At 73.1% G+C, this 24604-nt stretch carries 26 protein-coding genes; 10 read left to right on the forward strand and 16 right to left on the reverse strand.

What is annotated here, in order from left to right:
* Nucleotides 1-67: 67 nt before the first annotated feature.
* Nucleotides 68-1090: a M4 family metallopeptidase gene (locus ACIP4P_RS12800; RefSeq protein ID WP_400917314.1), complete on the reverse strand. Its 1023-nt coding sequence runs from the start codon at nt 1088-1090 to the stop codon at nt 68-70.
* Nucleotides 1091-1423: 333 nt separating this feature from the next.
* On the opposite strand from ACIP4P_RS12800, the gene leuA reads away from it, so the two are divergent.
* The 4 genes from leuA (at nt 1424) to ACIP4P_RS12820 (ending at nt 5925) form a co-directional block, all read left to right on the forward strand.
* Nucleotides 1424-3220: a 2-isopropylmalate synthase gene (gene leuA / locus ACIP4P_RS12805; RefSeq protein WP_350510987.1), complete on the forward strand. Its 1797-nt coding sequence runs from the start codon at nt 1424-1426 to the stop codon at nt 3218-3220.
* Nucleotides 3221-3459: 239 nt separating this feature from the next.
* Nucleotides 3460-4131 (forward strand): TerB family tellurite resistance protein, encoded by a 672-nt coding sequence (locus tag ACIP4P_RS12810; protein ID WP_350510988.1) that lies wholly within the window; start codon nt 3460-3462, stop codon nt 4129-4131.
* A 200-nt stretch (nt 4132-4331) separates the two neighbouring features.
* Nucleotides 4332-5078 (forward strand): DNA repair protein RecO, encoded by a 747-nt coding sequence (gene recO / locus ACIP4P_RS12815; RefSeq protein WP_350510989.1) that lies wholly within the window; start codon nt 4332-4334, stop codon nt 5076-5078.
* 4 nt (nt 5079-5082) lie between these two features.
* Nucleotides 5083-5925, forward strand: a complete 843-nt coding sequence (locus tag ACIP4P_RS12820) for an isoprenyl transferase (RefSeq protein WP_350510990.1) — start codon at nt 5083-5085, stop codon at nt 5923-5925.
* 105 nt (nt 5926-6030) lie between these two features.
* Here the strand turns inward: ACIP4P_RS12820 and ACIP4P_RS12825 are convergent, their stop codons facing one another.
* Genes ACIP4P_RS12825 through ACIP4P_RS12840 form a run of 4 tightly spaced genes read right to left on the reverse strand, consistent with a single transcriptional unit; the run spans nt 6031 to nt 9213 of the window.
* On the reverse strand, nt 6031-6441 hold the full coding sequence (locus tag ACIP4P_RS12825; RefSeq protein ID WP_350510991.1) for a Fur family transcriptional regulator: 411 nt from the start codon (nt 6439-6441) through the stop codon (nt 6031-6033).
* A gap of 35 nt (nt 6442-6476) precedes the next feature.
* Nucleotides 6477-7433, reverse strand: coding sequence for a metal ABC transporter permease (locus ACIP4P_RS12830; protein ID WP_400917318.1), 957 nt, complete (start codon nt 7431-7433; stop codon nt 6477-6479).
* Nucleotides 7430-8194, reverse strand: coding sequence for a metal ABC transporter ATP-binding protein (locus ACIP4P_RS12835; protein WP_400917320.1), 765 nt, complete (start codon nt 8192-8194; stop codon nt 7430-7432). The genes ACIP4P_RS12830 and ACIP4P_RS12835 overlap by 4 nt, the downstream gene beginning before the upstream one ends.
* Before the next feature lie 14 nt (nt 8195-8208).
* Nucleotides 8209-9213: a metal ABC transporter substrate-binding protein gene (locus tag ACIP4P_RS12840; RefSeq protein WP_400917322.1), complete on the reverse strand. Its 1005-nt coding sequence runs from the start codon at nt 9211-9213 to the stop codon at nt 8209-8211.
* Nucleotides 9214-9404: 191 nt separating this feature from the next.
* Here ACIP4P_RS12840 and ACIP4P_RS12845 point away from each other — a divergent pair, with 191 nt between their 5' ends.
* The gene (locus ACIP4P_RS12845) at nt 9405-10787 is read left to right on the forward strand and encodes a glycine--tRNA ligase (protein WP_350510995.1); all 1383 of its coding nucleotides are present in this window, start codon (nt 9405-9407) and stop codon (nt 10785-10787) included.
* A gap of 107 nt (nt 10788-10894) precedes the next feature.
* Here the strand turns inward: ACIP4P_RS12845 and ACIP4P_RS12850 are convergent, their stop codons facing one another.
* The 7 genes from ACIP4P_RS12850 to ACIP4P_RS12880 form a co-directional block, all read right to left on the reverse strand.
* Nucleotides 10895-12115 carry a hypothetical protein gene (locus ACIP4P_RS12850; protein WP_400917324.1) on the reverse strand — a complete coding sequence of 407 codons (1221 nt, stop codon included), beginning with the start codon at nt 12113-12115 and terminating at the stop codon, nt 10895-10897.
* 214 nt (nt 12116-12329) lie between these two features.
* Nucleotides 12330-12908 carry an NADAR family protein gene (locus ACIP4P_RS12855; RefSeq protein ID WP_400917326.1) on the reverse strand — a complete coding sequence of 193 codons (579 nt, stop codon included), beginning with the start codon at nt 12906-12908 and terminating at the stop codon, nt 12330-12332.
* A gap of 55 nt (nt 12909-12963) precedes the next feature.
* Entirely contained in the window at nt 12964-14106 is a 1143-nt protein-coding gene (locus tag ACIP4P_RS12860; protein ID WP_400917328.1) for a threonine aldolase family protein, read from the reverse strand.
* 63 nt (nt 14107-14169) lie between these two features.
* Nucleotides 14170-14862 carry a hypothetical protein gene (locus ACIP4P_RS12865; RefSeq protein WP_400917330.1) on the reverse strand — a complete coding sequence of 231 codons (693 nt, stop codon included), beginning with the start codon at nt 14860-14862 and terminating at the stop codon, nt 14170-14172.
* A gap of 158 nt (nt 14863-15020) precedes the next feature.
* Nucleotides 15021-15851, reverse strand: coding sequence for a PaaX family transcriptional regulator C-terminal domain-containing protein (locus tag ACIP4P_RS12870; RefSeq protein WP_400917332.1), 831 nt, complete (start codon nt 15849-15851; stop codon nt 15021-15023).
* 12 nt (nt 15852-15863) lie between these two features.
* Nucleotides 15864-16007 carry a hypothetical protein gene (locus tag ACIP4P_RS12875; RefSeq protein ID WP_400917334.1) on the reverse strand — a complete coding sequence of 48 codons (144 nt, stop codon included), beginning with the start codon at nt 16005-16007 and terminating at the stop codon, nt 15864-15866.
* Nucleotides 16008-16124: 117 nt separating this feature from the next.
* Nucleotides 16125-16358 (reverse strand): hypothetical protein, encoded by a 234-nt coding sequence (locus ACIP4P_RS12880; RefSeq protein ID WP_400917336.1) that lies wholly within the window; start codon nt 16356-16358, stop codon nt 16125-16127.
* Nucleotides 16359-16451: 93 nt separating this feature from the next.
* Between ACIP4P_RS12880 and ACIP4P_RS12885 the strand changes: the two genes are divergently transcribed.
* Together ACIP4P_RS12885 and ACIP4P_RS12890 are read left to right on the forward strand one after the other, a co-directional pair.
* The gene (locus ACIP4P_RS12885) at nt 16452-17732 is read left to right on the forward strand and encodes an MFS transporter (protein WP_400917338.1); all 1281 of its coding nucleotides are present in this window, start codon (nt 16452-16454) and stop codon (nt 17730-17732) included.
* Nucleotides 17733-17762: 30 nt separating this feature from the next.
* On the forward strand, nt 17763-18338 hold the full coding sequence (locus tag ACIP4P_RS12890; protein WP_400917340.1) for an alpha/beta hydrolase: 576 nt from the start codon (nt 17763-17765) through the stop codon (nt 18336-18338).
* A gap of 47 nt (nt 18339-18385) precedes the next feature.
* Here ACIP4P_RS12890 and ACIP4P_RS12895 read toward each other — a convergent pair whose 3' ends face one another.
* Complete coding sequence (locus ACIP4P_RS12895) at nt 18386-19633, reverse strand: MFS transporter (RefSeq protein ID WP_400917342.1); 1248 nt, start codon at nt 19631-19633, stop codon at nt 18386-18388.
* Nucleotides 19634-19709: 76 nt separating this feature from the next.
* Between ACIP4P_RS12895 and ACIP4P_RS12900 the strand changes: the two genes are divergently transcribed.
* Nucleotides 19710-20072, forward strand: a complete 363-nt coding sequence (locus ACIP4P_RS12900; protein ID WP_400917803.1) for a MerR family transcriptional regulator — start codon at nt 19710-19712, stop codon at nt 20070-20072.
* Nucleotides 20073-20133: 61 nt separating this feature from the next.
* Nucleotides 20134-20928 carry an alpha/beta fold hydrolase gene (locus ACIP4P_RS12905; RefSeq protein ID WP_400917344.1) on the forward strand — a complete coding sequence of 265 codons (795 nt, stop codon included), beginning with the start codon at nt 20134-20136 and terminating at the stop codon, nt 20926-20928.
* Nucleotides 20929-21056: 128 nt separating this feature from the next.
* On the opposite strand, the gene ACIP4P_RS12910 is transcribed toward ACIP4P_RS12905, so the two are convergent.
* Nucleotides 21057-22544, reverse strand: coding sequence for an MFS transporter (locus ACIP4P_RS12910; protein WP_400917346.1), 1488 nt, complete (start codon nt 22542-22544; stop codon nt 21057-21059).
* A gap of 102 nt (nt 22545-22646) precedes the next feature.
* Between ACIP4P_RS12910 and ACIP4P_RS12915 the strand changes: the two genes are divergently transcribed.
* Nucleotides 22647-23531, forward strand: coding sequence for a helix-turn-helix transcriptional regulator (locus tag ACIP4P_RS12915; protein WP_400917348.1), 885 nt, complete (start codon nt 22647-22649; stop codon nt 23529-23531).
* A 14-nt stretch (nt 23532-23545) separates the two neighbouring features.
* Here the strand turns inward: ACIP4P_RS12915 and ACIP4P_RS12920 are convergent, their stop codons facing one another.
* Nucleotides 23546-23986, reverse strand: coding sequence for a hypothetical protein (locus ACIP4P_RS12920; RefSeq protein WP_400917350.1), 441 nt, complete (start codon nt 23984-23986; stop codon nt 23546-23548).
* Complete coding sequence (locus ACIP4P_RS12925; RefSeq protein ID WP_400917352.1) at nt 23983-24510, reverse strand: hypothetical protein; 528 nt, start codon at nt 24508-24510, stop codon at nt 23983-23985. The genes ACIP4P_RS12920 and ACIP4P_RS12925 overlap by 4 nt, the downstream gene beginning before the upstream one ends.
* Between the last annotated feature and the right edge of the window lie 94 nt (nt 24511-24604).

The raw sequence follows: 24604 nt of genomic DNA on the forward strand, positions 1-24604 counted from the left end.
CCCCGGGCGCCGCACCGGTCACCGTCCCGGTCGCCGGGCCGGTCGCCGCACCGTCCGGCGGGCCGGCTCAGCCGGGGCTGACGCCGACCTGCGCCCAGGAGGCCGTCACGGTGTCCGCGACCGAGGGCCGGTCGGGGTGGCGTGCCCTGGCGGCGGCCACGGTGGCCCGGGCGAAGTCGGTGAAGTCGGCGGTGGCGGGCAGCCCGCCACCGGTCAGGGTGTCGTACCAGATCCGCCCGGCCAGTTCCCAGGAGTGCCCGCCGAGGGCGGTGGCCAGCAGGTAGAACGCGTGGTTGGGGATGCCGGAGTTGATGTGCACCCCGCCGTTGTCCTCGCCGGTGTCCACGTAGTCCCGCATGTGCGCGGGCTGCGGGTCCTTGCCGAGCTGCGGGTCGTCGTAGGCGGTGCCGGGGGCCTTCATCGAGCGCAGCGCCACGCCCTGGACGCCGGGGGCGAGCAGTCCGGCGCCGATCAACCAGTCGGCGGAGGCGGCGTCCTGGTGCAGCGCGTACTGCTTGACCAGCGAGCCGAAGACGTCGGAGATCGACTCGTTCAGCGCCCCGGGCTGGTCCTGGTACTGCAGTCCGGCGGTGAACTGGGTGACGCCGTGGGTGAGTTCGTGGCCGATGACGTCGATGCAGGCGGTGAAGTCGCCGAAGATCTCGCCGTCCCCGTCGCCGAAGACCATCTGCCGGCCGTTCCAGAAGGCGTTGTCGTAGTTCTGCCCGTAGTGCACGCTGGCGTCCAGGCGCAGCCCGTGGCCGTCGATCGAGTCGCGCCCGAAGACCTCGGAGTAGAGCGCGAAGGTGGCGCCGAGGCCGTCGTAGGCGTGGTTGACGGAGGCGTCGGCGACCGGGGTCTGGCCCTCGGTGCGGACGGTGTGCCCGGGCAGCCGCTGGGCGTGCCCGGAGTCGGCGATCAGCCGGCTGAGGCCGGGGTCGGCGGCGGCCGGCGGGGGAGCGGTGAGACGGGCCGCGCGGTGCGCGGCGTCGAGCGCGAGGGAGCGGACGGCGGGCTCGTGACCGGCCTCGGCGAGGCGGTCCAGGACGTACGGCGGGACGATCGCGTGGATCCGTACTGCGGCAGTCATGTGGCCCAGGGTGAGGCTCCGATGACCGGTTGTCACCACTTTCGGCATGTCCGGCCGTCGTCTCAAGGAGTGGAACGGGAGCCCGGATCACTTCGGGGGCGCGCGGGCCTGGGTTACGCTGGGTTCCATCATGCGCAACGGGCTGCTTCTTCTTAGCTGCCGCGTCGAGGGCCTGTAGCCACTGGGGCCGGCTCCCTCGCCGCGGGGAACGAGCTGTGCGCGGAATCGGCGACCCAACGGTGTGTCGCGAGCGCAGCAGAGGCCGGCCAGTCGGTGTTGATCCCTCCCGACCCGCCCGCACCACGCATCCACAGGAAGCCGAGAGTCACCTCCATGACCGAGCAGAGCTCCGCCGCGTCCGTCCCCGCCGCTCCCGCCTTCGTCGACCGGCCGACCCCGATCACCGCCGCCTCCGTGCGCCAGCAGCCCTCGGGCATGCGGTACGGGCGCTACCTGCCGTTCGGCACCGTCGACCTGCCGGACCGCACCTGGCCGGACAAGGTGATCACCAAGGCGCCGCGCTGGCTCTCCACCGACCTGCGGGACGGCAACCAGGCGCTGATCGACCCGATGTCCCCGGCCCGCAAGCGGAAGATGTTCGACCTGCTGGTGGCCATGGGCTACAAGGAGATCGAGGTCGGCTTCCCGTCCTCCGGCGCCACCGACCACGCCTTCGTGCGGTCGCTGATCGAGGAGGGGGCGATCCCGGAGGACGTCACCATCTCGGTGCTGACCCAGGCGCGCGAGGAGCTGATCGAGAAGACCGTGGAGTCGCTGGTCGGCGCCCCGCGGGCGACCGTGCACCTGTACAACGCGACCGCGCCGCTGTTCCGCCGGGTGGTGTTCCGCAACGACCGGGCGGCCACCAAGGCGATCGCGGTGGACGGCACCCGGCTGGTGATGGAGTACGCGGAGAAGCTGCTGGGCGACGACACCGTCTTCGGCTACCAGTACTCGCCGGAGATCTTCGTGGACACCGAGCTGGACTTCGCCCTGGAGGTCTGCGAGGCGGTGATGGACGTCTGGCAGCCGGGCGAGGGCCGCGAGATCATCCTGAACCTGCCGGCCACCATCGAGCGGGCCACCCCGAACGTCCAGGCCGACCAGTTCGAGTGGATGTCGCGCCACCTGTCCCGCCGGGAGTCCGTCTGCCTGTCGGTGCACCCGCACAACGACCGGGGCACCGCGGTGGCCTCGGCCGAACTGGCCTACATGGCGGGCGCGGACCGGATCGAGGGGTGCCTGTTCGGGCAGGGCGAGCGGACCGGCAACGTCGACCTGGTGACGCTGGGGATGAACCTGTTCTCGCAGGGCGTCGACCCGCAGATCGACTTCTCCGACATCGACGAGGTGCGCCGCACCGCCGAGTACTGCAACCAGATGGAGGTGCACCCGCGCCACCCGTACGCCGGTGACCTGGTCTACACCTCCTTCTCCGGCTCGCACCAGGACGCCATCAAGAAGGGCTTCGACGTCCTGGAGGCGGACGCGAAGGCGGCCGGGGTGCCGGTGGCCGAGCACGTCTGGGGCGTGCCGTACCTGCCGATCGACCCGAAGGACGTCGGCCGCACCTACGAGGCGGTGATCCGGGTCAACAGCCAGTCCGGCAAGGGCGGGGTGGCGTACGTCCTGAAGAACGACCACAAGCTGGACCTGCCGCGCCGGATGCAGATCGAGTTCTCCCGGATCATCCAGGCCAAGACCGACGCCGAGGGCGGCGAGGTCAGCCCGGCGGAGATCTGGCGGGTCTTCGAGGACGAGTACCTGCCGACGCCCGGGAACCCGTGGGGCCGGCTGTCGCTGGCCGGCTCGCGCACCCTGACCACCGAGGACGGCCGGGACGCGCTGACCGCCGAGGCCGTGGTGGACGGCGTGCCGGTGACCCTGTCCGGCACCGGCAACGGCCCGGTCTCGGCCTTCGCGGACGCGCTGGCCCGGATCGGCGTGGACGTACGGGTGCTGGACTACGCCGAGCACGCGCTGAGCGAGGGCGGCGACGCCCAGGCCGCCGCGTACGTCGAGTGCGCGGTGGACGGCAAGGTGCTGTGGGGCGTGGGCATCGACGGCAACACCGTGCTGGCCTCGCTGAAGGCGATGATCAGCGCCGTCAACCGCGCGCAGCGCGGCTAATTCGTACGGGTGGTACGCGAAGGGCCGTCCCCCGGGGCGGCCCTTCGCCGTGCGCGCCCCGCATTGTGGCCTGCGCCACACTTTTTCGGATCGGAAGCCGTTCGAGGTACTGACACGTGCCGGTAACCATGGCAACATCGATCCACCGGAGAGCCGGGTCGGTGGGACGGCCTCGGCATCCGGTCGCGTGACCTGCCCTTCGTTGTGCAGGCCGCCTGCCATGTCTGGGGAGTGGCGCCGTGACCAGGTTGTGGGGTGTTCGCCCGAGGTGGCGGACCGACGTTCTCGGTGACTTCTTCTGTCCGGGCTGCGGCGGGGACCGCAACTACCGCCGGCAGCACGGCCGGCGGTGGCTGCGGCTGCTGGGGACGCCGGTCGTCCCGCTCGGGCCGGTGATCGGCAGCGTGCAGTGCACCAGCTGCCACGGGCGCCACGGCGTCGAAGCCCTGGAGCAGCCCACCAGCGTGCGCCTCGGCGCGATGCTGCGGGACGCCCAGTACACCATCGCGCTGGCGCTGCTCGCGGCCGGCGGCACCGCCCACCGGGCGGCCCGCGAGGCGGCCTGCACGGCGGTGCGCGAGGCCGGGTTCGAGGACTGCGGGGAGGCCCAGGTGCTGGCCGCGCTCGCCGCGCTGTCCGGGCTCGGCGACGAACTCCACGAGGCCCGCGGGATGTCCGGGGGCCTGGCGGTGGAGCTGCACGCGGTGCTCGAACCGCTCGCCCCGTACCTGGCCGAGCAGGGCCGGGAGCGGCTGCTGCTGCAGGGGGCCGCGATCGCCCTGGCGGACGGGCGCTACCTGCCGCAGGAGCGGGACGCGTTGGCGGCGGTCGGCAGCTGCCTGGACCTGCCGAAGGGGCGGGTGCCGGCGCTGCTGGAGGCGGCGACCAGGGCGCCGTACGAGAACCTGTAGCGCCGTCGAGAACAGGTGGGGGCCGTACCAGAACGCGGTGGGCCGCAGCCCGCCCGAGGACCTTCCGAATCCCCCACAAACGGGCCCGCACCCCCCTCCGGGCCCGCCGTGACCCGCACCGCAGTGGTCCTCCCCCACGGCCCCCGGTGCGGGCAACACGGCTGTCCGCCGCTGTCCGTCGCTGGTGGACAATGGTGGGCATGAGTCTTTTCCGGGACGACGGCGTCGTGTTGCGGGCGCAGAAGCTCGGCGAGGCCGATCGGATCATCACCCTGCTGACCCGCCAGCACGGCAAGGTGCGCGCGGTGGCGCGCGGGGTGCGCAAGACCAAGTCCAAGTTCGGCGCCCGACTGGAGCCGTTCTCGCACGTGGACGTGCAGTTCTTCAGCCGGGGGAGCGAGCTGATCGGGCGCGGGCTGCCGCTGTGCACCCAGGTGGAGACCATCGCGCCGTACGGCGGTTCGATCGTCACCGACTACGGCCGCTACACCGCGGGCACCGCGATGCTGGAGACGGCCGAGCGCTTCGCCGAGAACGAGGGCGAGCCGGCCGTCCAGCAGTACCTGCTGCTGGTGGGCGGGCTGCGCACGCTGGCGGCCGGGACGCACGAGTCGCACCTGGTGCTGGACGCCTTCCTGCTGCGCTCGCTCGCGGTGAACGGGTACGGCGCGAGCTTCACCGACTGCGCCAAGTGCGGCCTGGACGGGCCGAACCGTTTCTTCTCGCTGCAGGCGGGCGGGGTCCTCTGCGCGGACTGCCGAGTGCCCGGATGTGCCGTACCCTCCCCTGAGACACTGGTACTGCTCGGGGCGCTGCTGTCAGGGGACTGGCGGACGGCCGACGCCTGCGAGCCGCGGTACTGGCGGGAGGGCAGCGGCCTGGTCGCGGCCTATCTGCAGTGGCACCTGGAGCGGGGCATCCGCTCGATGAGATACGTGGAGAAGTGAGCACATGGCAGCGCGACGGCTCTTCGGCGGCGGCAAGCAGCGGGACTACACCCCCCCGACCCCGCACCCCAGCGGCGCCAAGCCCCCGAAGATCCCCGGCGAGCTGGTCCCCGACCACGTCGCCATCGTGATGGACGGCAACGGCCGTTGGGCCAAGGAGCGCGGGCTGCCCCGCACCGAGGGCCACAAGGTCGGCGAGTCCGTCGTGCTGGACGTCCTCAAGGGCGCGATCGAGCTCGGCGTCAAGAACATCTCGCTGTACGCCTTCTCCACCGAGAACTGGAAGCGCTCGCCCGACGAGGTGAAGTTCCTGATGAACTTCAACCGGGACGTCATCCGCCGCCGCCGGGACGAGATGGACGCGATGGGCGTGCGGATCCGCTGGGCCGGTCGGATGCCCAAGCTGTGGAAGAGCGTCGTCCAGGAGCTCCAGGTCGCCGAGGAGCAGACCAAGGGCAACGACGCCGTGACGCTCTACATGTGCGTCAACTACGGCGGCCGGGCCGAACTCGCCGACGCCGCACAGGCGCTCGCGCTGGACGTGGCGGCCGGGCGGCTGGACCCGAAGAAGGTCAACGAGAAGACCCTCGCCAGGTACATGTACCACCCGGACATGCCGGACGTGGACCTCTTCCTGCGCCCCAGCGGCGAGCAGCGCACCTCCAACTTCCTGCTCTGGCAGTCCGCGTACGCCGAGTTCGTGTTCCAGGACGTGCTCTGGCCGGACTTCGACCGCCGTGACCTGTGGCGCGCCTGCGAGCAGTTCGCGATGCGCGACCGCCGCTTCGGCGGGGCGATCCCGAACGAGCTGCCCGGCGGTGGGCTGGAGCTGCCGGCCCAGCGCTGACGGTCCGGCAGCGACACCCGGTGTCGACGGCAACGCCGAAGGGCCCGCGGGAGGATTCCCGCGGGCCCTTCGGCGTCGTCCGCACCGGCTGCCCCGGTACGGGCGTCAGGCCTTCTTGGCGCAGTCCGCGCAGGTGCCGAAGATCTCCAGGGTGTGCGCGATGTCGCTGAACCCGTGTTCGGCGGCGACCGAGTTGGCCCAGCGTTCGACCGCGGGGCCCTCGACCTCGACGGTGGCGCCGCAGTGCCGGCAGACCAGGTGGTGGTGGTGCCCGCTGCTGCACCGGCGGTAGACGGCCTCGCCGTCGGCGGTGCGCAGCACATCCACCTCGCCGGCGTCGGCGAGCGACTGCAGGGTGCGGTAGACCGTGGTCAGACCGACGGAGTCCCCGCGGTGCTTGAGCAGGTCGTGGAGCTCCTGGGCGCTGCGGAAGTCAGCGATCTCGTCCAGGGCCGCCGAGACGGCGGCACGCTGCCTGGTCGAGCGGGCGCGCGGCGACGGGCCTGCGGTGGTCACCGTGGGTCCTCCTGGGGTCGTGGGCGTCACGCACCTCATTGTGCCAGCCCGGCCCCCCGCTCCGGAGTGGTCGTGTCGGAGGAAGTCTTTCCCGGGACTTGGCCGGGTGTTTGGCCGGGGATCCGGACGTCGCAGACCTGCGGCCCCGGGTCGGTGCCGTCGGCGTCGCCGCGGCGGTGGCGGCGCCGGGCGAGCGGTGCGGCGATCAGGCTGAACACCGCGAAGACCGCGATGGCGAGCAGCACGATGGCCGGGCCGGAGGGCACGTCCAGCTGGTAGGAGCCGGTGACGCCGGCCAGCGAGACCACCACGCCGAGCGCGATCGAGGCCGCCTGGGTGGCGGCGAAGGAGCGGGTGAGCTGCTGGGCGGCGACCACCGGGACCACCATCAGGGCGCTGACCAGGAGCAGTCCGACCACCCGCATGGCGACCGTGACGGTGACCGCGGCCATCACCGCGAGCAGCAGGTTGAGGGTGCGCACCGGCACACCGGTGACCCGGGCGAAGTCCTCGTCCTGGCAGATCGCGAAGAGCTGGCGGCGCAGGCCGACGGTGACCGCGATGACCACCGCGCCGAGCACCGCGATGGTGGCCAGGTCGGCGGGGGCGACGGTGAGGATCGAGCCCCACAGGTAGCTCTCCAGCGAGCCGGCCCCGGCCTGGGCGGACATCGAGACCAGCAGCTTGCCGCAGGCCATGCCGCCGTAGAAGAGCATCGCGAGGGCGATGTCGCCGCGCTGGTTGCCGCGCGAGCGGACCAGCTCCATGGTGACCGCGCCGAGCACGCAGACCAGCACGGCCATCCAGACCGGGCTGGTCTGGAAGATGAAGCCGAGGCCGACGCCGGTCATCGCGACGTGGCCCATGCCGTCGCCCATCAGGGCCTGGCGGCGCTGCACCAGGTAGATGCCGACGGCGGGGGCGGTGATCCCGACCAGCACGGCGGCGAGCAGGGCGCGCTGCATGAAGTCGTAGGAGAGCATCTCGGTCATGCGAGCAGCCTCGGCGGGGTGAGGTCGGCGTGCGGGTGGACGTGGTCGTGGCCGGGCAGCGCGTGCAGGCCGGTGTTGGGCACCGGCGGGCCGTCGTGCGCGACGCAGCCGTCCCGGAGCACCACGGCGCGGTCGATCAGCGGCTCCAGCGGCCCGAGTTCGTGCAGCACGAGCAGGACGGAGGCGCCGCGCCCGACCTCGGCGCGCAGGGTGTCGGCGAGCACCTGCTGGCTGGCGGCGTCCACGCCGGCCATCGGCTCGTCCATGATCAGCAGGTCGGGGGTGCCGACCAGGGCGCGGGCGATCAGCACCCGCTGCTGCTGGCCGCCGGACAGGTCGGCGACGCCGTCCCCGGCCCGGTCCAGCATGCCGACGGCCGCCAGCGCGCGGTCCACCGCGGCGCGGTCCCGGCGGCGGAAGGGCAGCAGCCGGTGCTGCGCCAGCCGGCCGGTGGAGACCACCTCGCGCACGGTGGCCGGGACGCCGGAGGCGGCGGTGGTGCGCTGGGGGACGTACCCGATCCGGTGCCAGGCGCGGAAGGAGCCGTACGGGGTGCCGAACAGCTCCAGGTCGCCCTGTTCCAGCGGCACGGAGCCGATCACGGCCTTGACGGTGGTCGACTTGCCGGAGCCGTTGGCGCCGAGCAGGGCGACCACCTCGCCGGGGGCCACGGTGAGGTCGACGCCGCGCAGCACCGGCCGGCCGCCGCGCGAGGCGACGGCGTCACGGAGGCGGACGGCCGGGGGTATCGGGTGGGTCATGGCGGTGCGTCCCGTCAGCTCGCGGGGGTGGGGGTGGCGGAGGCGGCGGGGGCGCTGTCGGGGGCGCCGAGGGCGGCCCGGAGGTTGGCCAGGTTCTGCCGCATGACGCTCAGGTAGTCGTCCTTCGACGGGTCCTTGACGCCTTCCAGCGGGTCCAGGACGGCGGTCTTGAGGCCGAGGTCCTTGGCGACGGTGTCGGCGAGCTTGGGGCTGACCAGGGTCTCGAAGAACACCGTGGTGACGCCGTTGTCCTTGGCGGCCTTCTGCACCTCGGCGAGGCGGGCCGGGGTGGGCTCGGACTCCGGGTCGACGCCGTTGATGGCGACCTGGGTGAGGCCGTAGTGGTCGGCGAGGTAGCCGAAGGCGGCGTGGCTGGTGACGAAGGTCTTGGTCTTGACGTCCTTCAGCCCGGCCTGGAAGTCCTGGTCCAGGGCGGTGAGCTTGGTGACCAGTTCGTCGGTGTTCTTCTGGTAGTCGGCGGCGTGCGTCGGGTCGGCCTTGGCGAACTCGGCGCCGACGCTCTTGGCGATCGAGGCGTAGCGGGTCGGGTCGAGCCAGATGTGCGGGTCGCCGGCCGGGCCCTCGTGCTGGTGGCCGTCGGCCCCGGCGGTGCCCTCGTCGAGGTGGTGGTCGACCAGCGGGCTGGCCGCGGTGGCGTCGATCCGGTGCTTGCTGGAGGACTGGTCGACGGCCTGGTCGACGGTCGGCTGCAGGCCCTTGAGGTAGATGATCGCGTCGGCCTTCTGGACGTTGGCGACCTGCTTGGCGGTGAGCTCCAGGTCGTGCGGCTCGACGCCGGGCGCGGTGAGGTCGGTGACCGAGACGTGCTCCCCGCCGATCTGCCGGGCCAGGAACTCCATCGGGTAGAAGGAGGCGACCACGTTCAGCTTGCCGTCCGTGCCCTTGGCGCTGCTGCTGCCGCCGCTGCCGCAGGCCGTGAGGGCCAGTGCGGAGGCGAGGGCGGTCACGGCGAGGGCGGCGGTCTTGCGGGTCCGGCGGCTGAGCAGTCCGATCATCATGACAATCATTCTCATGTGAAGTGGAAATGATTGTCAACTCACTCGGACGGGTGAACGGCAGGTGACCGTGGATGGGGGGAGCCGGACGATACCGATTTGAACCCCGTACCCGTCTGGCCGGTAACCTGAGGTATTCGGGTACGAGCAACCAGCCGTGCCCTGACCGTGCCGTACGTACTGAAGAGAGCACTGTGGCCGCCGACAAGATCGACACGATCGTCAGCCTGAGCAAGCGCCGTGGCTTCGTCTACCCCTGCAGCGAGATCTACGGCGGCACGCGTGCCGCCTGGGACTACGGACCGCTGGGTGTGGAGCTCAAGGAGAACATCAAGCGCCAGTGGTGGCGCACGATGGTCCAGGCCCGTGAGGACGTCGTCGGACTCGACTCGTCGGTGATCCTGGCCCGCGAGGTCTGGGAGGCCTCCGGCCACGTCGCCACCTTCAACGACCCGCTGACCGAGTGCCTCTCCTGCCACAAGCGCCACCGGGCCGACCACCTGGAGGAGAAGTACGAGGCCAAGCACGGCTTCCCGCCGCCGAACGGCCTCAAGGACGTCAACTGCCCCGACTGCGGTACCAAGGGTCAGTTCACCGAGCCCAAGGACTTCTCGGGCATGCTGAAGACCCACCTCGGCGTCACCGAGGAGGCCAGCGGCCTGGCCTTCCTGCGCCCCGAGACCGCCCAGGGCATCTTCACCAACTTCAGCTCCGTCCAGACCACTTCGCGCAAGAAGCCGCCGTTCGGCATCGCCCAGACCGGCAAGAGCTTCCGCAACGAGATCACCCCCGGCAACTTCATCTTCCGCACCCGCGAGTTCGAGCAGATGGAGATGGAGTTCTTCGTCAAGCCGGGCGACGACGAGCAGTGGCACGAGTACTGGCTCCAGCAGCGCTGGGACTGGTACGTCGACCTCGGCATGCGCACCGAGAACATGCGCTTCTTCGAGCACCCGAAGGAGAAGCTGTCCCACTACGCCAAGCGCACCGTGGACATCGAGTACCGCTTCAACTTCGGCGGCTCCGAGTTCTCCGAGCTGGAGGGCGTCGCCAACCGCACCGACTACGACCTGCGGGTGCACAGCGAGGCCTCCGGCAAGGACCTCCGCTACTTCGACCAGGAGAGCGGCGAGCGCTACTTCCCGTACGTCATCGAGCCGGCGGCCGGCCTCAACCGCGCCATGCTGGCCTTCCTGATCGACGCCTACTTCGAGGACGAGGCGCCGAACGCCAAGGGCGTCATGGAGAAGCGCGTCGGCATGCGGCTCGACCCGCGGCTGGCCCCGGTCAAGGTCGCCGTCCTGCCGCTGTCGCGCAACGCCGACCTGTCGCCGAAGGCCCGCGGCCTGGCCGCCGACCTGCGCACCGCGTGGAACGTCGAGTTCGACGACGCGGGCGCGATCGGCAAGCGCTACCGCCGCCAGGACGAGATCGGCACGCCGTTCTGCGTCACGGTCGACTTCGACACCCTTGAGGACAACGCGGTGACCGTCCGCGACCGCGACACCATGTCGCAGGAGCGGGTGTCGCTGGACCAGGTCAAGGCGTACCTGGCGGCGCGTCTGATCGGCTGCTGAGTCCGGTACTCCGGGGAGCCCCCGGTCGCCCTCCCGCGGGAGGGCGACCGGGGGCTCCCCGCTTGTTCGCTTGTTCGCTTGTTCGCTTGTTCGGCGCCGGACAGGGCCTAGCGCCGGCCCCAGCGGGAGCGCGGGGTGGCCGGCTTCGGGGCGGTCGGCAGGCCGGCCGTGCGCAGTGCGGCGAGGGTGGTGCGGTGGCGGGTGTCGTCGGCGAGCAGGGCGGCCAGCAGCTGCCCGTAGAGCTCCCGGTGGCCGTCCAACGCGGCTGCCAGGCGCACCAGTTCGGTCGGCGGGCGCAGGGCGGCCAGCTCGTGCAGCAGCAGGGTGGCGAGTGCGGGCGGCAGCTCGGTGGCGAGGCCGACCAGGTCGGCGGTCGGGCGGCCGGCCGCCTGGCGCAGCAGGGTCCGGACGTCGGCGGGGCGGCCGTGCTGCTGGAGACAGGCGGCGAGCGAGGTCAGCTCGGAGGTCGGGGCCGAGCCCCACTCCCAGAGCAGGGTGGCGCCGTCGGCGTGCTGCCCGGCCCGCTCCAGCGCGCCGAGCAGGGCCGGGACGGCGGAGGCCGGGTAGGCCCAGAAGGCGTGGAACAGTTCGGCGGCCTCCTCGGTCAGGCCCAGTTCGCGCAGTTCCGCGAGGACGGCGACCGCGTGCTCGGGGGTGTTCCCGGCGGCGGTCCGGGCCAGCTGCAGCGAGGCGCCGGTCGGGCCCCGCCGGGAGAGCATCCCGACCAGCAGGGCGGCGTCGGCGGGGGCGAGACGGGCGGCGGCCTGGTTCAGCAGCTCCTCGACCTCGGGGAGGGCGCCGGTGCGGTGGAGGCCGGTGATCCGTTCGGTGAGGGCGCCGAGGTCGGGTCGGGTGGGCGGTGGCGGCGGCTGGTGCTGCCGGTGGGGCTCGGGGGGCGGGGGTGGCTGCGGTGCCTGGTGCGGCTGCGGTGCCTGATGGGGCTGTGGTGCCTGACGGGGCTGGGACGACCGGCGTGGCTGTGGTGTCCGGTGCGGCCGGGAGTGGAGGTGGGGGCGGGGCTCCGGCGGGTCCGGCTGGGGGTGTTGCCGCTGTCTGAGCTCGATCTCCAACTCCTGCAGCTGATCGCTCAGTTGGATGCACCGCGCACTCAGGCCCTCGCGCAGGACGCGGGCCTGGGCGAGCTGCCGCAGCAGGTCCCCGTCCGGGTGCTGGCGGCCCGGCGTCGCCCGTATCGCCTCGTTCAGCCGCCGTTCGCGTTGGCTCGCGTAACGGCTCGCGCGGAGTAACTCGTCCAGTTCTGCCCGGAGTTCGGCGGCCCGTTGCTCGTCCTCCGGCTGCTGGCCTGCGGATTCTTCCGTCGACCGCATGCGCATGATCGCCCCAACCTGTCCATCTCTACCCTGACTGCGGGACATCCTGGCGTCGGAATGTGGCGATGGAGTTACGAGAGCGCGACCAGTCGTGCCCGAGTGGTGTCAAGGAGCGCGCAGGGGGCGGCCGTTGCGGGTAGTGCGCCGGTCGCGCTCCCCGCAACGGCCGCCCCCGTGGACATGCGGCCGACGGCCCTGCCGGTGGCGGGTCTCAGTCGCCCAGCCGGGCCCGCGCCTCCATCAGGGCGAAGCCGAGCAGGTTCAACCCCCGCCACTCCAGCGGGCGTTCGGCCCGGATGTCGTCCGCGGCCAGCCCGATGCCCCAGATCCGGTCCACCGGGCTGGCCTCGACCAGGACGCGACCGCCGGTGCCCAGCAGGTACTCCCGCAGGGCCTCGTCCTGGCCGAACTTCGCGACGTTCCCCTCGACCACCAGCTCGAACCGGCCCGCCGTCCAGGTCTCCTCGTCGAAGCCCCGCACCAGCCGGCCCAGCTTCTTCGCCTCGGCGGGCGTACCGGCCGCCAGCACCCGCTGCGCGACCTCCTCGTCCCCGAACATCCGGGCCTTCCCGGCCATCATCCAGTGTTCGGCGGAGGCGTACTCCTCCCCGTCGACGCTGAACCGCCCGGGCCACCACTGGCTCAGGCACTCCTGTCGCGTCCCACCGCCCTTGCGCGCGGTGTGCCCCCAGAACATCACCCACTTCGGCCGTGCCCCGGTGTCCATCAGGGCCGCCAGCCCCGCACGGTCGCGGACGTCGGCGAAGGCCCCCGCATGCTGCTTGCTCATAATCGTCATTCTGACACGAAGCCTCCGGCGCCCGCCAACCCCTTTGCACGCGCCGTCAGCTGCTGGACTCGCCTCGGTCGGTGGTGGCCCGCTCCGCGGCCTCGGTCAGTTCCAGGAAGCGCAGGCCGAGTTCGGTGACGTCCTGCGGCGTCCACTCCTGGGCCGGGCCGTCCAGGCCGATCTCGGCCATGGCGAGGCCGGGGGCGGCGTCGGTCCACTCGGGGATGAACCAGGTCTTCTCCTGTTCGGCGAGCGCGAGGACGGCGGTGTTCAGGGCGTTCGCGGAGTGGGGGAGCCAGAGCTGGAACTCGTGGGTGGGCGGGACGGCCGGGAACAGCCGGGCGCCGGGGAGGGCGGCCAGGGCGGGGACGAGGGTCGCCGCGTGGCGGGCGTGGCCGGGGATCAGCGGGAGCACGGTGTCCAGGCCGGTGAGCGCGGCGAGGGCGGCGGGCCACTGCTGGTAGAGCTGTCCGCCGTAGCGGTGGCGCCAGGTGCGGGCGTAGGCGGTGAGCGTCCGGTCCCCGGCGAGGGCGGCGCCGCTGATGCCGCCGAGGTCCTTGTAGTAGGAGACGTAGACGCTGTCGGCGAGGGCGGCTATCCGGTCGAGCGACCGGCCGAAGTGGGTCGTGGTGTTCCACAGTCGGGCGCCGTCGAAGTGCACCCGGGCACCGGCCTCGCGGGCGGCGGCGACCAGCTCGGTCAGCTCGTCCCAGCTGGGGAGGACGAAGCCCGGGTCGCGGAGCGGGAGTTCGACCGTCAGGGTGCCGAACGGCTCGCCGAGGCCGCGGAGTTCGTCGGCGGTGGGCTGGCGCGGTTCGGTGGTGGGCCAGAGCCCGCGCAGGCCGGTGAGCTGGCTGTGGGCGTGCCGTTCGTGCCGCTCGATGTGGCTGAGCGGGTGGAGGGCGACGGCCTGGCGGCCGGTCTGCTCGGCGTGGTGGCGCAGGGCGACCTGCTGGGCCATGGTGCCGGTGGGGAAGAAGACCGCGTCCTCCGTTCCCAGCAGCGCGGCGGTGCGCTCCTCCAGTTCCCGGACCGGACCGCCGTTTCCGTAGAGGTCGGGGTAGCTGCCCGGTTCCACCGCGGCGAGGAGCGCGGTGAGCCGCTCGTGCATGCTCAGTGGACGGCTTCCGGACAGGAATCGGGTGCAGGCCCGGCGGGCGGCGCGGAGTCGGTCCCAGTCGATGTGATCGTCGGTCATCCGGCGATTGTCGGACGGGTAGGGAAGTCGGACCAACAGCTTTTCCCGGCCGGGGGCGGGTGCTCAGCAGGATGCGGGCGTGATCTGCCAGCCCGGGAACGACAGGCGCTCCTCGGCCGACCCGCCGCCGCGGCGGACGGACACCCGGTAGTCGCTCGGAAGGTCCTCCGAGACGGTGACCGTGTAGACGGTGAAGGGCACATTGTCGTGCTGGAAGGAGAACACCCGTCGGACCGGGAACGCCCGTCCCTGGCAGGAGAGGTGGTCGATCTCCTCACCGCGGGCCATCAGCATCCCCGTCCACTCCGTTTGCCGCCGGCCGGTGGTGAACTGGGAGACGTTCTGGAAGATGTCGACCCCGGGGACCGGGAGGGTGCCGAGGTGCAGCTTCTCGGCCGTCGGACAGTACTTGCTCGAGCCCTTCCCGGTGGAGCTCCCGACGCAGAGGCTGTCGGTCTTCTCGGGGCGCCAGATCAGCGCCGGTCCGTAGTCGCTGTTGTCGTACTCGGCCAGGGCGATCTGGCTCTCGTGCGCCGGTGCGGTGCCGTCCTCCCTGGCCATCCGCAGGATCGCCTGCCGGGGTTTCTCCGGGAACGGCGGCCGGGGCAGGCTGGGGATGATCTGCGGCGGGGGACCGGCGGCCTTGCCGTCGGCGGGCCGGTGGCTCCCGGGCGCGACGCTGCACGCGGCGGCGCCGAGGAGCAGAGCCGTGAGGACGATGCGAAGCCTTCCGGACGTGCGCGTGCTGTGGCCCATGCCGAACCCTTCCCCCCGTCACCGCCTACTGCGGTGCACGAAGGGTACGGTCCCACGAGGGCGATGCGCCGGGTAGCCGGTTCCGTCGGCATTTCCGTCACAACTTGCCTACAGGCATGGGGGCGTTCGGACGGGGCGGCAGTGTTTGGGGGCGTCCGTCAGGCCGACGGCGCGCCGGGGGTGTCGAAGGCGCGGAAGAGGGAGAGGTCCGGTGCCCGGAGGCGGATCGCCGTCCACCGGTCCTGGAAGGCGCGGCGGAGCTGTGCGGGCGGCCAGGGGGTGGGGCGCAGTTCCGGTGGCAGGAGCGGGTCCTGTTCCAGTGCCCGGCTGAAGGCGTCGGCCAACTCCAGTGCGGCCACGACGAGTTCGTCAGGGTCGGGGGTGAGGGGTTGCCGGGCGAGCGCGTCGGCGAGCGGGCGGTAGGCCTGGACGGTGTCGGCGGCGGGCCAGAGCCGCTCGGCGATCGACGTCGGGTCGGTGAAACCGGGGCCGGTGAGCCGGGTGGCCTCGGCGGTGATCAGGTAGTCGCCGACCGTGGACTCCGAGGTCTCGGTGACGAGTTCGGCCCGCAGGTCGTGCGGACTGAGGTAGGCGCCGGGGGTGAGCGGGGCGGCGCCGAGTCGGGTCAACGCGGCCCGCAGGGCGTCGCGTTCGGGCCGGTGCTGCTCGGGGACGGAGAAGGTGTGGAGCCGCCAGCGACCGTCCCACGGGGCCCGGCCGGCGTCCTGTGCGTAGGCGAGCGCGATGAGCTGGGCGTCCTGGTCCGTCCGGAGCCGTCCGGTGTCGGTCAGCAGCAGCCTGCCCTTGCGGCCGCGGCCCTCCTGTCGCAGGACGCCCGCCGCCTCCAGTCGGCGGATCGCCAGCCGGACCGGCTGGTCTGCGAGTCCGGCGGCTGCGGCGAGGTCGTAGACGTAGGCGAGGGAGGCGGTGCCCTGCGGGTCGAAGCAGGCCTCGACGACCGTCCGTGGCGCGGCTCTGTAGTCGGACAACGGGGGAAAACCTCAGCTCTCGATCGCGCCCCCGGCGGCGGTCCGGGCGCCCTCCCAAGGGTAGCCGTGGCGGCAGAATGCCTCGGCGATGACGGCGGGCCGGCCCTCGACGTCGTCGTCGAACAGCACCCGGCCGACCGGGGATTCGATCCGCACCTTGCCGCCGCGCCGGAAGACGCCGCCGATCTGGTCGCGGGCGCACCCGGGTTCTTACGCGGGCCTACGGCCGTGCGCGGGGGCCGGTGCTGCTGGGTGGGCCCCCGCGCGGGACGTTCAGGAGTACTGCTGGTGCAGGTTGTCGGGGAACAGGCCGTTGCCGTGGTGGGTGGCGAAGGTCGAGTAGACGGCGCGGATCCGGAGGGCCTGGGAGGTCCGCCGCTGTTCGATCAGCAGGCCCTCCGCTCCGTCCGCCGCTTGCCGGTGGGCCCGCTCACGGCGGACCAGGTACAGCGTGGTGCCGCCGACGACGGCCGCCAGGGCGGCCAGGAACACGAGAACGAAGCTCATGAGCTCCCCCTTCCATCGGACTCGATCACTGTGCACACCAAGTATGGCGGAACCGGCCGTTGGGCCACCATGGCCTGAAGTAGCTTGACATGCATGGCAGATGACAGCGCAGGAAGCTCCCCGGCGGCCGCCCCGCCGCCCGTGCGCGGCGCGGTGCCCGTGCTGATGTTCGCGCAGGGTGTCGGGGTGGCGGGCACCCAGGTCACGGCGCTGGCCCTGCCCGCTCTGGCGATCCTGCTGCTGGACACCGGGCCGCTGGCCGCCTCGCTGCTGTTCGCCCTGGAGTACGGGGCGCAGGGGCTGACCGGGCCGTTCGCCGGGGTGCTGGTCGACCGGGTCGTCTCCCGTCGGCGGCTGCTGGTCGCGGTGGACGTCGTCCAGCTGCTGCTGATCGCCACCGTCCCGCTGGCGTACGTGGTCGGTGCGCTGACCCTGGTCCACCTCTGCGTGGTGGCCGCCGTCTCCGGGGCGTTGGGCGGACTCTCGGCCATCGCGGTGCCAACGGTGGTGGCGGACCTCGTGCCCAAGGACGGCCTGGTGGCGGTCAACGCGAAGCTGGCCGGGGCCCGTTCGGCGGGTCAGATCGCCGGGCCCGGGCTGGCGGCGGCCCTGGTGCAGTGGGTGGGTGCGGCCTCCGCGATGCTGGCCGACGCGGTCGGCCACGGGCTGTCCGCGCTCGCCCTGAGCCTGCTCCGACTCCGTCCCCGGCTCCCGCAGGGCGGGGAGTCGGAGCGCTCCGCCGCGCGTCCGGGGGTCGTCGAGTCGCTGCGCGAGGGCGTCGACGTGCTGCGCGAGCGGCCGCTGCTGGCCCGGCTCGCCGTTGCCGCGGCCGCGCTCAACCTCGGCGGGGCCGGGTTGGCCGGGCTGTTCGCCTACTTCGCCTACCAGGTGCTCGGCCTGGGCCCGGGCGAACTCGGGCTGACCCAGGCCGTCTACAGCATCGCCGCTGTCACCGCCGTGCTCACCGCCCGGCGGGTGATCCGGCGGGTCGGCCTGACCAGGGTGATTCCGCTCTTCGGCCCACTCGCCGCGGCCACCCTGTTCCTGATCCCGCTGGCTTCGCTCGGCGCCGCGCTCCCGGTGCTGATCGTCTACCAACTGGTGTTCGGCTTCTGCGCGACGGTCTGGGGTGTGAGTTGGCTGACTCTGCAGCAACAGCTGTCGCCGCCAGGGCAGTTGGGACGGGTGCTCGGCCTGTCCCGCTCGATCGGCCAACTCGTCATGCCGGTCGGCGCGCTGCTAGGCGGCGCGCTGGCCGGTGCGGTCGGCACCACCGCCGCGTTGGCCGTCTTCGCCGCGATCGCCCTGGCCGGCAGCCTCGCGGTGGTCACCGCCCGGCCCGGACCGGCGGTGGCGGTGGGGAGTGGGGCGTGACCTGCGGTCCGCCGGGGTAGCCTGCGCCCCATGTCCGCTCCTGCCGCCCTCGGCCTCCCCACCCGTTACGACGGTGACCCGGACCGGGTCGCACTGGTCGTCCCCGGCGTCGGCTACTCGCCCGCCCGGCCGCTGCTGCACTTTGCCGGCTCCGTACTGCTCCGGCACGGCTGGACGGTGCAGGAGCTGTGGTGGCAGATCCCGGACGGTTTCCGGGAGTTCACCGAGGAGCGGCGGATCGCCTGGGTGGAGCGGCAGGTCGCCGAGGGCGGCGCCTGTCGGCTGCTGGTCGGCAAGTCGCTGGCCTCCTTCGCGGCCGGCCTCGTCGCCGACCGGGCCCTCGCGGCCGCCTGGCTGACCCCGGTCCTGACCGTCGACCCGGTGGTCCGCGCCCTCCGCCGCACCCCGGCCCCCACCCTGCTGATCGGCGGAAGCGCCGACAAGCTGTGGGACCGGGACCTCGCCGACTCCACCGGCCACCCGCTCCTGGAACTGCCCGCCGCCGACCACGGCCTGGAACTGCCCGACGACCCGCTCGGCTCGGTCGACCTCCTCCGGGAGGCGGTCACCCGCCTGGACTCCTTCGTCGGCGGCCTGAACGGCTGAACTCCGTTCCCCGGCAGCCCGGTTGGCTGCGGCGGGCTGCCCGAGCGTCACCGTCGTGCCGGGAACCCGTGGCGGCGGGACGCCGCCGTCACGGCCAGGGCGAGGGCCAGCAGGGCCAGGGCCGACCAGGGCAGGGAGGCCGTTCCGGCGTGGTCGAGGAGGAGGCCGCCCGCGCCCGCGGCGGCGGCGATGCCGAGGTTCCAGCAGGTGACCAGCAGGGACTGGGCGAGGTCGGCGGCCGTGTCGGCGGCGTCGGCGACGGCGGTCTGGAGCAGGGTGGCGACGCCGCCGAAGCCGAGGCCCCAGACCGCGGCGGCGGCGTAGACCGGCCAGGAGGCCGAGCCGAGCAGGGCGGCCGCGACGGTCAGGGCCGCGGCGGCGACGAGCAGGCAGGCGATCAGGGTCAGGGTCCGCAGGTGCCGGTCGATCAGGGCGCCGGTGACGGCGATGCTGACCAGCGAGGTCAGCCCGAGGACGAGCAGCACGGTGTCGGTCCGTCCGCCGAGGCCCAGCGGTTCGATCAGCGCCGCGACGTAGGTGTAGAGGATGTTGTGGGCGAGCACGAAGGCCGCCGTGACCGCCAGGACGGCCGCCACGCCGGGGATCCGCAGCACCTGCCGGAGCGGCAGCCGGTCGCCCTCGTCCTGGCCGGGGGCGGGCGGGACGGCCGCGGCGATCCAGCCGACCAGCGCCAGGGCGAGCACGCTCATCAGCCCGAAGGCGACCCGCCAGCCGGCGGCCCCGGCCAGCAGGGTGCCGGCCGGCACCCCGATCGAGAGGGCGACGGTGGCGCCGCTCATCGCGACCGCCATCGCCCGGCCGCGCTGTTCGGGCGCGACGATGCCGCGGGCGTACCCGGCGAGCAGTGCCCAGAGCAGTCCGGCGACCAGACCGGCCGCGAAGCGCGCGGCCATGGTGAGCAGGTAGTCGCCGGAGACGGCGGTGACCGCGTTGGCCACGGTGAAGCCGCCGACGGCCAGGAGCAGCAGCCGCTTGCGCGGCCAGCCTGCGGTGGCGGCGGTCAGCGGGATGGCGGCGACGATGGAGCCGACCGCGTAGAGGGTGACGGATTGTCCGGCGCCGGACTGGCTGACGCCGAGGTCGGCGCTCATCGCGGGCAGGACCCCGGCGGGCAGCGCCTCGGTCATCAGGGTGATGAATCCGGCGGTGCTCAGCGCCAGCAGGGCCGGCCAGGGCAGCCGGGCCGGCGTCCCGGTGTCGGGCCCGGCATCGGCGCCGGCGGTGGTCGGGATCGTCATCGAGGGGGCAGGGGAACGGAGTTCGTTCGTCGGCATGCGCCGATGGTCTATCGTTGACATCGATGTCAAGGTCCAGTCGGAGCGGCCCGGTCGGGATGTGAGGGTGGTCACAGTGCGGATCGGCGAACTGGCCCGGCGGACGGAGACCGTGCCGCGTCTGCTGCGCTACTACGAGCAGCAGGGCCTGATCCTCCCGGGTCGCGAGGCGAACGGCTACCGCGACTACGACGAGCGCACGGTGGACCGGGTGCTCCAGATCCGCGGACTGCTGGACGCGGGGCTGCCGACCCGGATCATCAAGCAGATCCTGCCCTGCCTGGATGCCCCGCGGACGATCCACTTCACCGACGCCACCCCGGAGATGCTGGAGACCCTGGAGTCGGAGACCGAGCGGATGACCCGCCGGATCCAGTGCCTGACCCGCAACCGGGACGCGATCCGGGAGTACCTGGACGTGGTCAAGGAGCTGGCCTGAACGGCCCGGTCCGAAACCGCCCTTGACCTTGACACCGGTGTCAGTGTCGGATCGTGGCCCCATGACCCGATCCGTGCTCCACCACACCGTCGTCGGCGACGGCACCCCGCTGGTCCTGATCCACGGCTACACCGTCGACCACCGCGTCCTGCTCCCGCTCGAACCCGTCTTCGCCGACCGTCCCGGCTGGCGCCGCCTCTACCTCGACCTCCCCGGCCACGGCGCCAGCCCCCGGCTGTCGGGCCCGACCTCGGCGACCGCCCTGGCCGAGGCCGTCTTCGGCTGGATCGACGCGGAGTTGGGTGACCGCCCGTTCGCCGTGGTCGGCCAGTCCTTCGGCGGCCAGCTGGCCCGGGCGGTGACGGCCCGGTACGGGGAGCAGGTGCTGGGCTCGGCGCTGCTGGTGCCGGTGGTGCGCTGGCACGGGGAGCGGACCCTGCCCGAGGAGACCGTGCTGGAGCGTGACGAGGAGTTGCTGGCCCGGCTCCCGGCCGCCGACCGCGATCTCTTCGGCTACGTCATGGCCCGCCTCACCGAACCGAGTTGGGAGCTGTTCGAGCAGTACGTGCTGCCCGGCCTTCGGGTCCACGACCAGGCGGCGGCCGCCGAGTTGGAGGCCGACTTCCTGCTCCCGGACTGGCCGGAGCACAAGGCCCCCGAGCACCGCGGGCGGCATCTGCTGGTCACCACCCGGCAGGACGCCCTGGTGGGCTGGCGCGACCAGCTCGCCCTGCTCGGCCACTACCCCCGGATGACGGCCGCGGTGCTCGACGGCGTCGGCCACAACCCGCAGGTGGAGGACGCCGAGGCGGTGCGGGGCCTGGTCGGCCGCTGGCTCGACGCGCTCCAGGGCTGAGCAGGGCTGAGCAGGGCTGAGCGGAGCGGCCGGAACGACGGAACGGCCCCGCGACCGGAAGGAACCGGTCGCGGGGCCGTTCGCCGTCGCCCGTGAGCCCGTCGCCCATGGGCCGGGCCCGGTCGGGCTCAGCCGATGGAGCGCGGCAGACGGGTGGTCAGGTACAGCACGGTGAAGGAGCCCAGCAGCTGGACGCCGAGGCACAGGGCGAGCGCGCGGCCCATGCCGAGGCTGGGGGAGAGGGAGAGGTAGAGGGTGCCGAGGGTGGCGACGCCGAGGGCGAGGCTGGACTGCTGGCCGGTGGCGAGGACGCCGCTGCCGACGCCGGCCCGGGTGGCGGGCACCTTGGCGAGGACGACCCGGAACAGCGGGGTGCCGATCAGGCCCTGCCCGATGCCGGCCAGGGCGACGCCCGGGGCCATCCGCAGCGCGGAGAAGTGGTCGGTGTCGGCGAGCACGGTCAGCGCGATGGTGCCGAGGCCGATGGCCTGGACGACGGCGCCGGCGCTGAGCACCCGGCTGCCCCAGCGGCCGATCAGCCGCGGGCCGGAGAGCGAGGCGGTGAAGTAGCCGACGGCCATCGGGACGAGCGCCCAGCCGGCCGCGACCACGCCGAGCTTCAGGCCCTGCTGCAGGGCGATGGCGATGACGAACATGAAGCCGCCGAAGCCCGCGAAGTAGGGGACCGCGATGCCGAGGCCGCGCCGCATCTCGGGGATCCGCAGCAGGGAGGGCGGCACCAGCGGGGTGTCCCCGCGCTGCTCGGCGCGGCGCTCGACCAGGGCGAAGGCGACGGCGAACACCGGGAACAGGGCGAGCAGTACCCAGGACCAGAGCGGCCAGCCGGCCGCGCGGCCCTCCATCAGCGGGATGAGCAGGGAGAGCAGCGTGGCGGTGAGCAGGACGGTGCCGGGCACGTCCACCGCGGCGGCCCGGCTGGCCCGGCTCTCCGGCACGTAGCGGACCGCGAGGACCATGGTGACCAGCGCGAACGGCACGTTCAGCAGGAAGACCGAGCGCCAGCCGGTGCCGAACAGGTCGGCGGCGACCAGCATCCCGCCGAGCACTTGCCCGATGACCACCGAGATGCCGCCGACCGCGCCGTAGACGCTGAGCGCGCGGCCGCGCCGGGCGCCGTCGGTGGCGGCGGTGATGGTACCGAGCACCTGGGGGATCAGCAGCGCGGCCGAGGCGCCCTGGGCGGCGCGGGCGGCGACCAGGGACCACGCGTCGGGGGCGAGTCCGCAGGCCAGCGAGGTGAGCGCGAAGGCGCCGGCCCCGGCGACGAAGAGCCGGCGGCGGCCGAAGATGTCGCCGAGCCGTCCGCCGAGGACGAGCAGGACGGCGAAGGCGATGCCGTAGCCGGCGGCGACGAGTTCCAGTACGGCGGGCCCGGCGGCCAGGTCCTTGTCGATGGTGGGCAGGGCGACGTTGACGATGAAGAAGTCGAGCATCGTCAGGAAGGCCCCGAGCAGCACGGTGACCAGTCCGGCGGTACCGAGGGAGGGGGAGCCGGAGGGGGTGGGGCCGCCGGAGGGCGAGGGGGCGGGGGCGTGCGGAGCAGCGGTGGGGGCGGTCCGGGTGGCGGCCGGGGCGACGGCGAGTGGTTGAGTCACGGGTCATACGATCCGCCGCTCCTCACCCTGGTACCAGAGTGTGGTTATCCAGGTATAAGAAGTACCTGGCAACAGGCTGCGGAGTGCCGCATGCTGGGGAGCATGAGCCTGATGACCCCGCCCGCGCAAGCCCGTCCCGCTGCCCTCGGGCCGCACCGCGGCACCCCCGACGAGGCCCGTCGGCACGACCTGGCGGCGTTCCTGCGCAGCCGCCGCGAGCGGCTCGCGCCCGAGCAGGTGGGTCTGCCGATGACCGGTCGCCGCCGGACCCCGGGGCTGCGCCGGGAGGAGGTGGCGCAGCTGGCCGCCGTGGGGGTGACCTGGTACACGTGGCTGGAGCAGGGACGGGACATCCAGGTGTCCGCCCAGGTGCTGGACGCGGTGGCCCGGGCGCTGCTGATGGACCCGAGCGAGCGGGCGCACCTGTTCACCCTGGCCGGCGCGGACGACCCGGCGCCGGTCACCGAGTGCCCCTCGGTGACGCCGAGCGTGCGGCTGGTGCTGGAGCAGCTGACGCCGTACCCGGCCGCCCTGGTCAACTCCCGCTACGACATCCTGGCGCACAACGTGCCGTACACCGCGATCGTCGGCGATCTCGGTGAACTTCCGCCGGAGGAGCGGAACTTGATGTGGCTGGCGTTCACCCCCTCGCGCTTCCGCGAGGTGCTGATCGACTACCGGACGGAGCGCCTCGGCATGGTGGCCCGGTTCCGCGCGGCGATGGCCGACCACTCCGCCGAGCCGGCCTGGAAGGCGCTGCTGGCCCGACTGCTCAGGGCCTCGCCGGACTTCGCGGAGGAGTGGCAGCGGCACGAGGTGATGCGGCCGGGCAACGGGATCAAGCGCTTCCAGGTGCCGGGCGTGGGCCTGCTGCGCTGCGAGTACACCAACTTCTGGCTCAGCCCCCGGCTCGGCACGCGCATGATCAGCTACACCCCGCTGGACGAGGAGACCCGCCTCCTGATGGACCAACTGCCCCAGGGCTAGGACTAGGGCTGGGACTAGGGCTGGGGCTGGGCCTGGGCCTGGGAACGTATCGCCTCGCGCCCGAGCAGCAGGCACACCGCCGCCAGCGGCAGTTCGACGCAGCACGCCATCACCACCGCGGCGAGCACCGCGTGCCCCGGCCCGGCGCAGGCGAGGTCGGCCAGGGCGTCCCCGGCGAGCAGCAGCGCCACCGCCCCGCCCGCCCAGACCGCGGCGGCACTGCGCCGGCGCAGCAGCGCGTCCAGCGACAGCAGGGCGGCGAACTCCGTGAGGTCCAGCACCACCCACGGGGTCTGCTGCCCGACGGCCAGCAGCATCAGCCAGGGCAGCAGCCCGAACGCGGCCAGCCGCGGCACCTGCCGGAACCGCTCGGGCAACTGCCCGAACCGCTCGATCAGTTCCCGGATCCGCTCCGGCAGGGCGGGCCCGGGAGCGGCGCCGACGGCGATGCTCATGCGGAGACCTCCTCGCGCACCCGCTGCAGCGTCAGCCGCTCCACCGGTCCGCCCGGCCGCGGCACGACCAGCACGGTGTCGTACGGACCCTCGGCGCAGGCCAGCCAGAACTGCCCGGCCACCGTGACCACTTCGGCCGAAGCGGCGGCCCGGGCGGTACGGAACAGCCGCCGCCCGCCGGTGAACACCACCGAGGGCGCCGTACCGTCGGCCGGCAGCCGCCCCCAGGCGAGCACGTGCGCGCCCCGCCCGGCGGACGGGCTGCGCCGCGCGCCGCGCACCAGCTGCGGCGTGAGGCGGGCGGCGACCAGGACGTCGGCCAACTCGCCGTGCTGGTAAAGCTCCAGCGCGGCCCGGCCGCGGCCGGACCCGACGCTGCGGACCGACCAGGGCCCGGCCCCGGCGGGCAGCGTCCCCTCCGGCCCCGGCGCCGGGCGGAGCGCGCCCCCGGGAACACCCCCGTGGTCCCCGGGGACGGGCCGCCCGTGCGGCGGAGTGGCGGAGTGCGATGCGGTGCTCGTCATGGGCCCCAGCCTGCCGTCGCGAGGGGCCGCTTGTCGGTGGTGCCGCACCCCGAATTCGGGGTGTAGCTAGATACACCCCGAACCGGGACCCCCC

The organism is Kitasatospora sp. NPDC089509 (assembly GCF_044749365.1).
In the GTDB taxonomy this organism is placed as follows: Bacteria; Actinomycetota; Actinomycetes; order Streptomycetales; family Streptomycetaceae; genus Kitasatospora.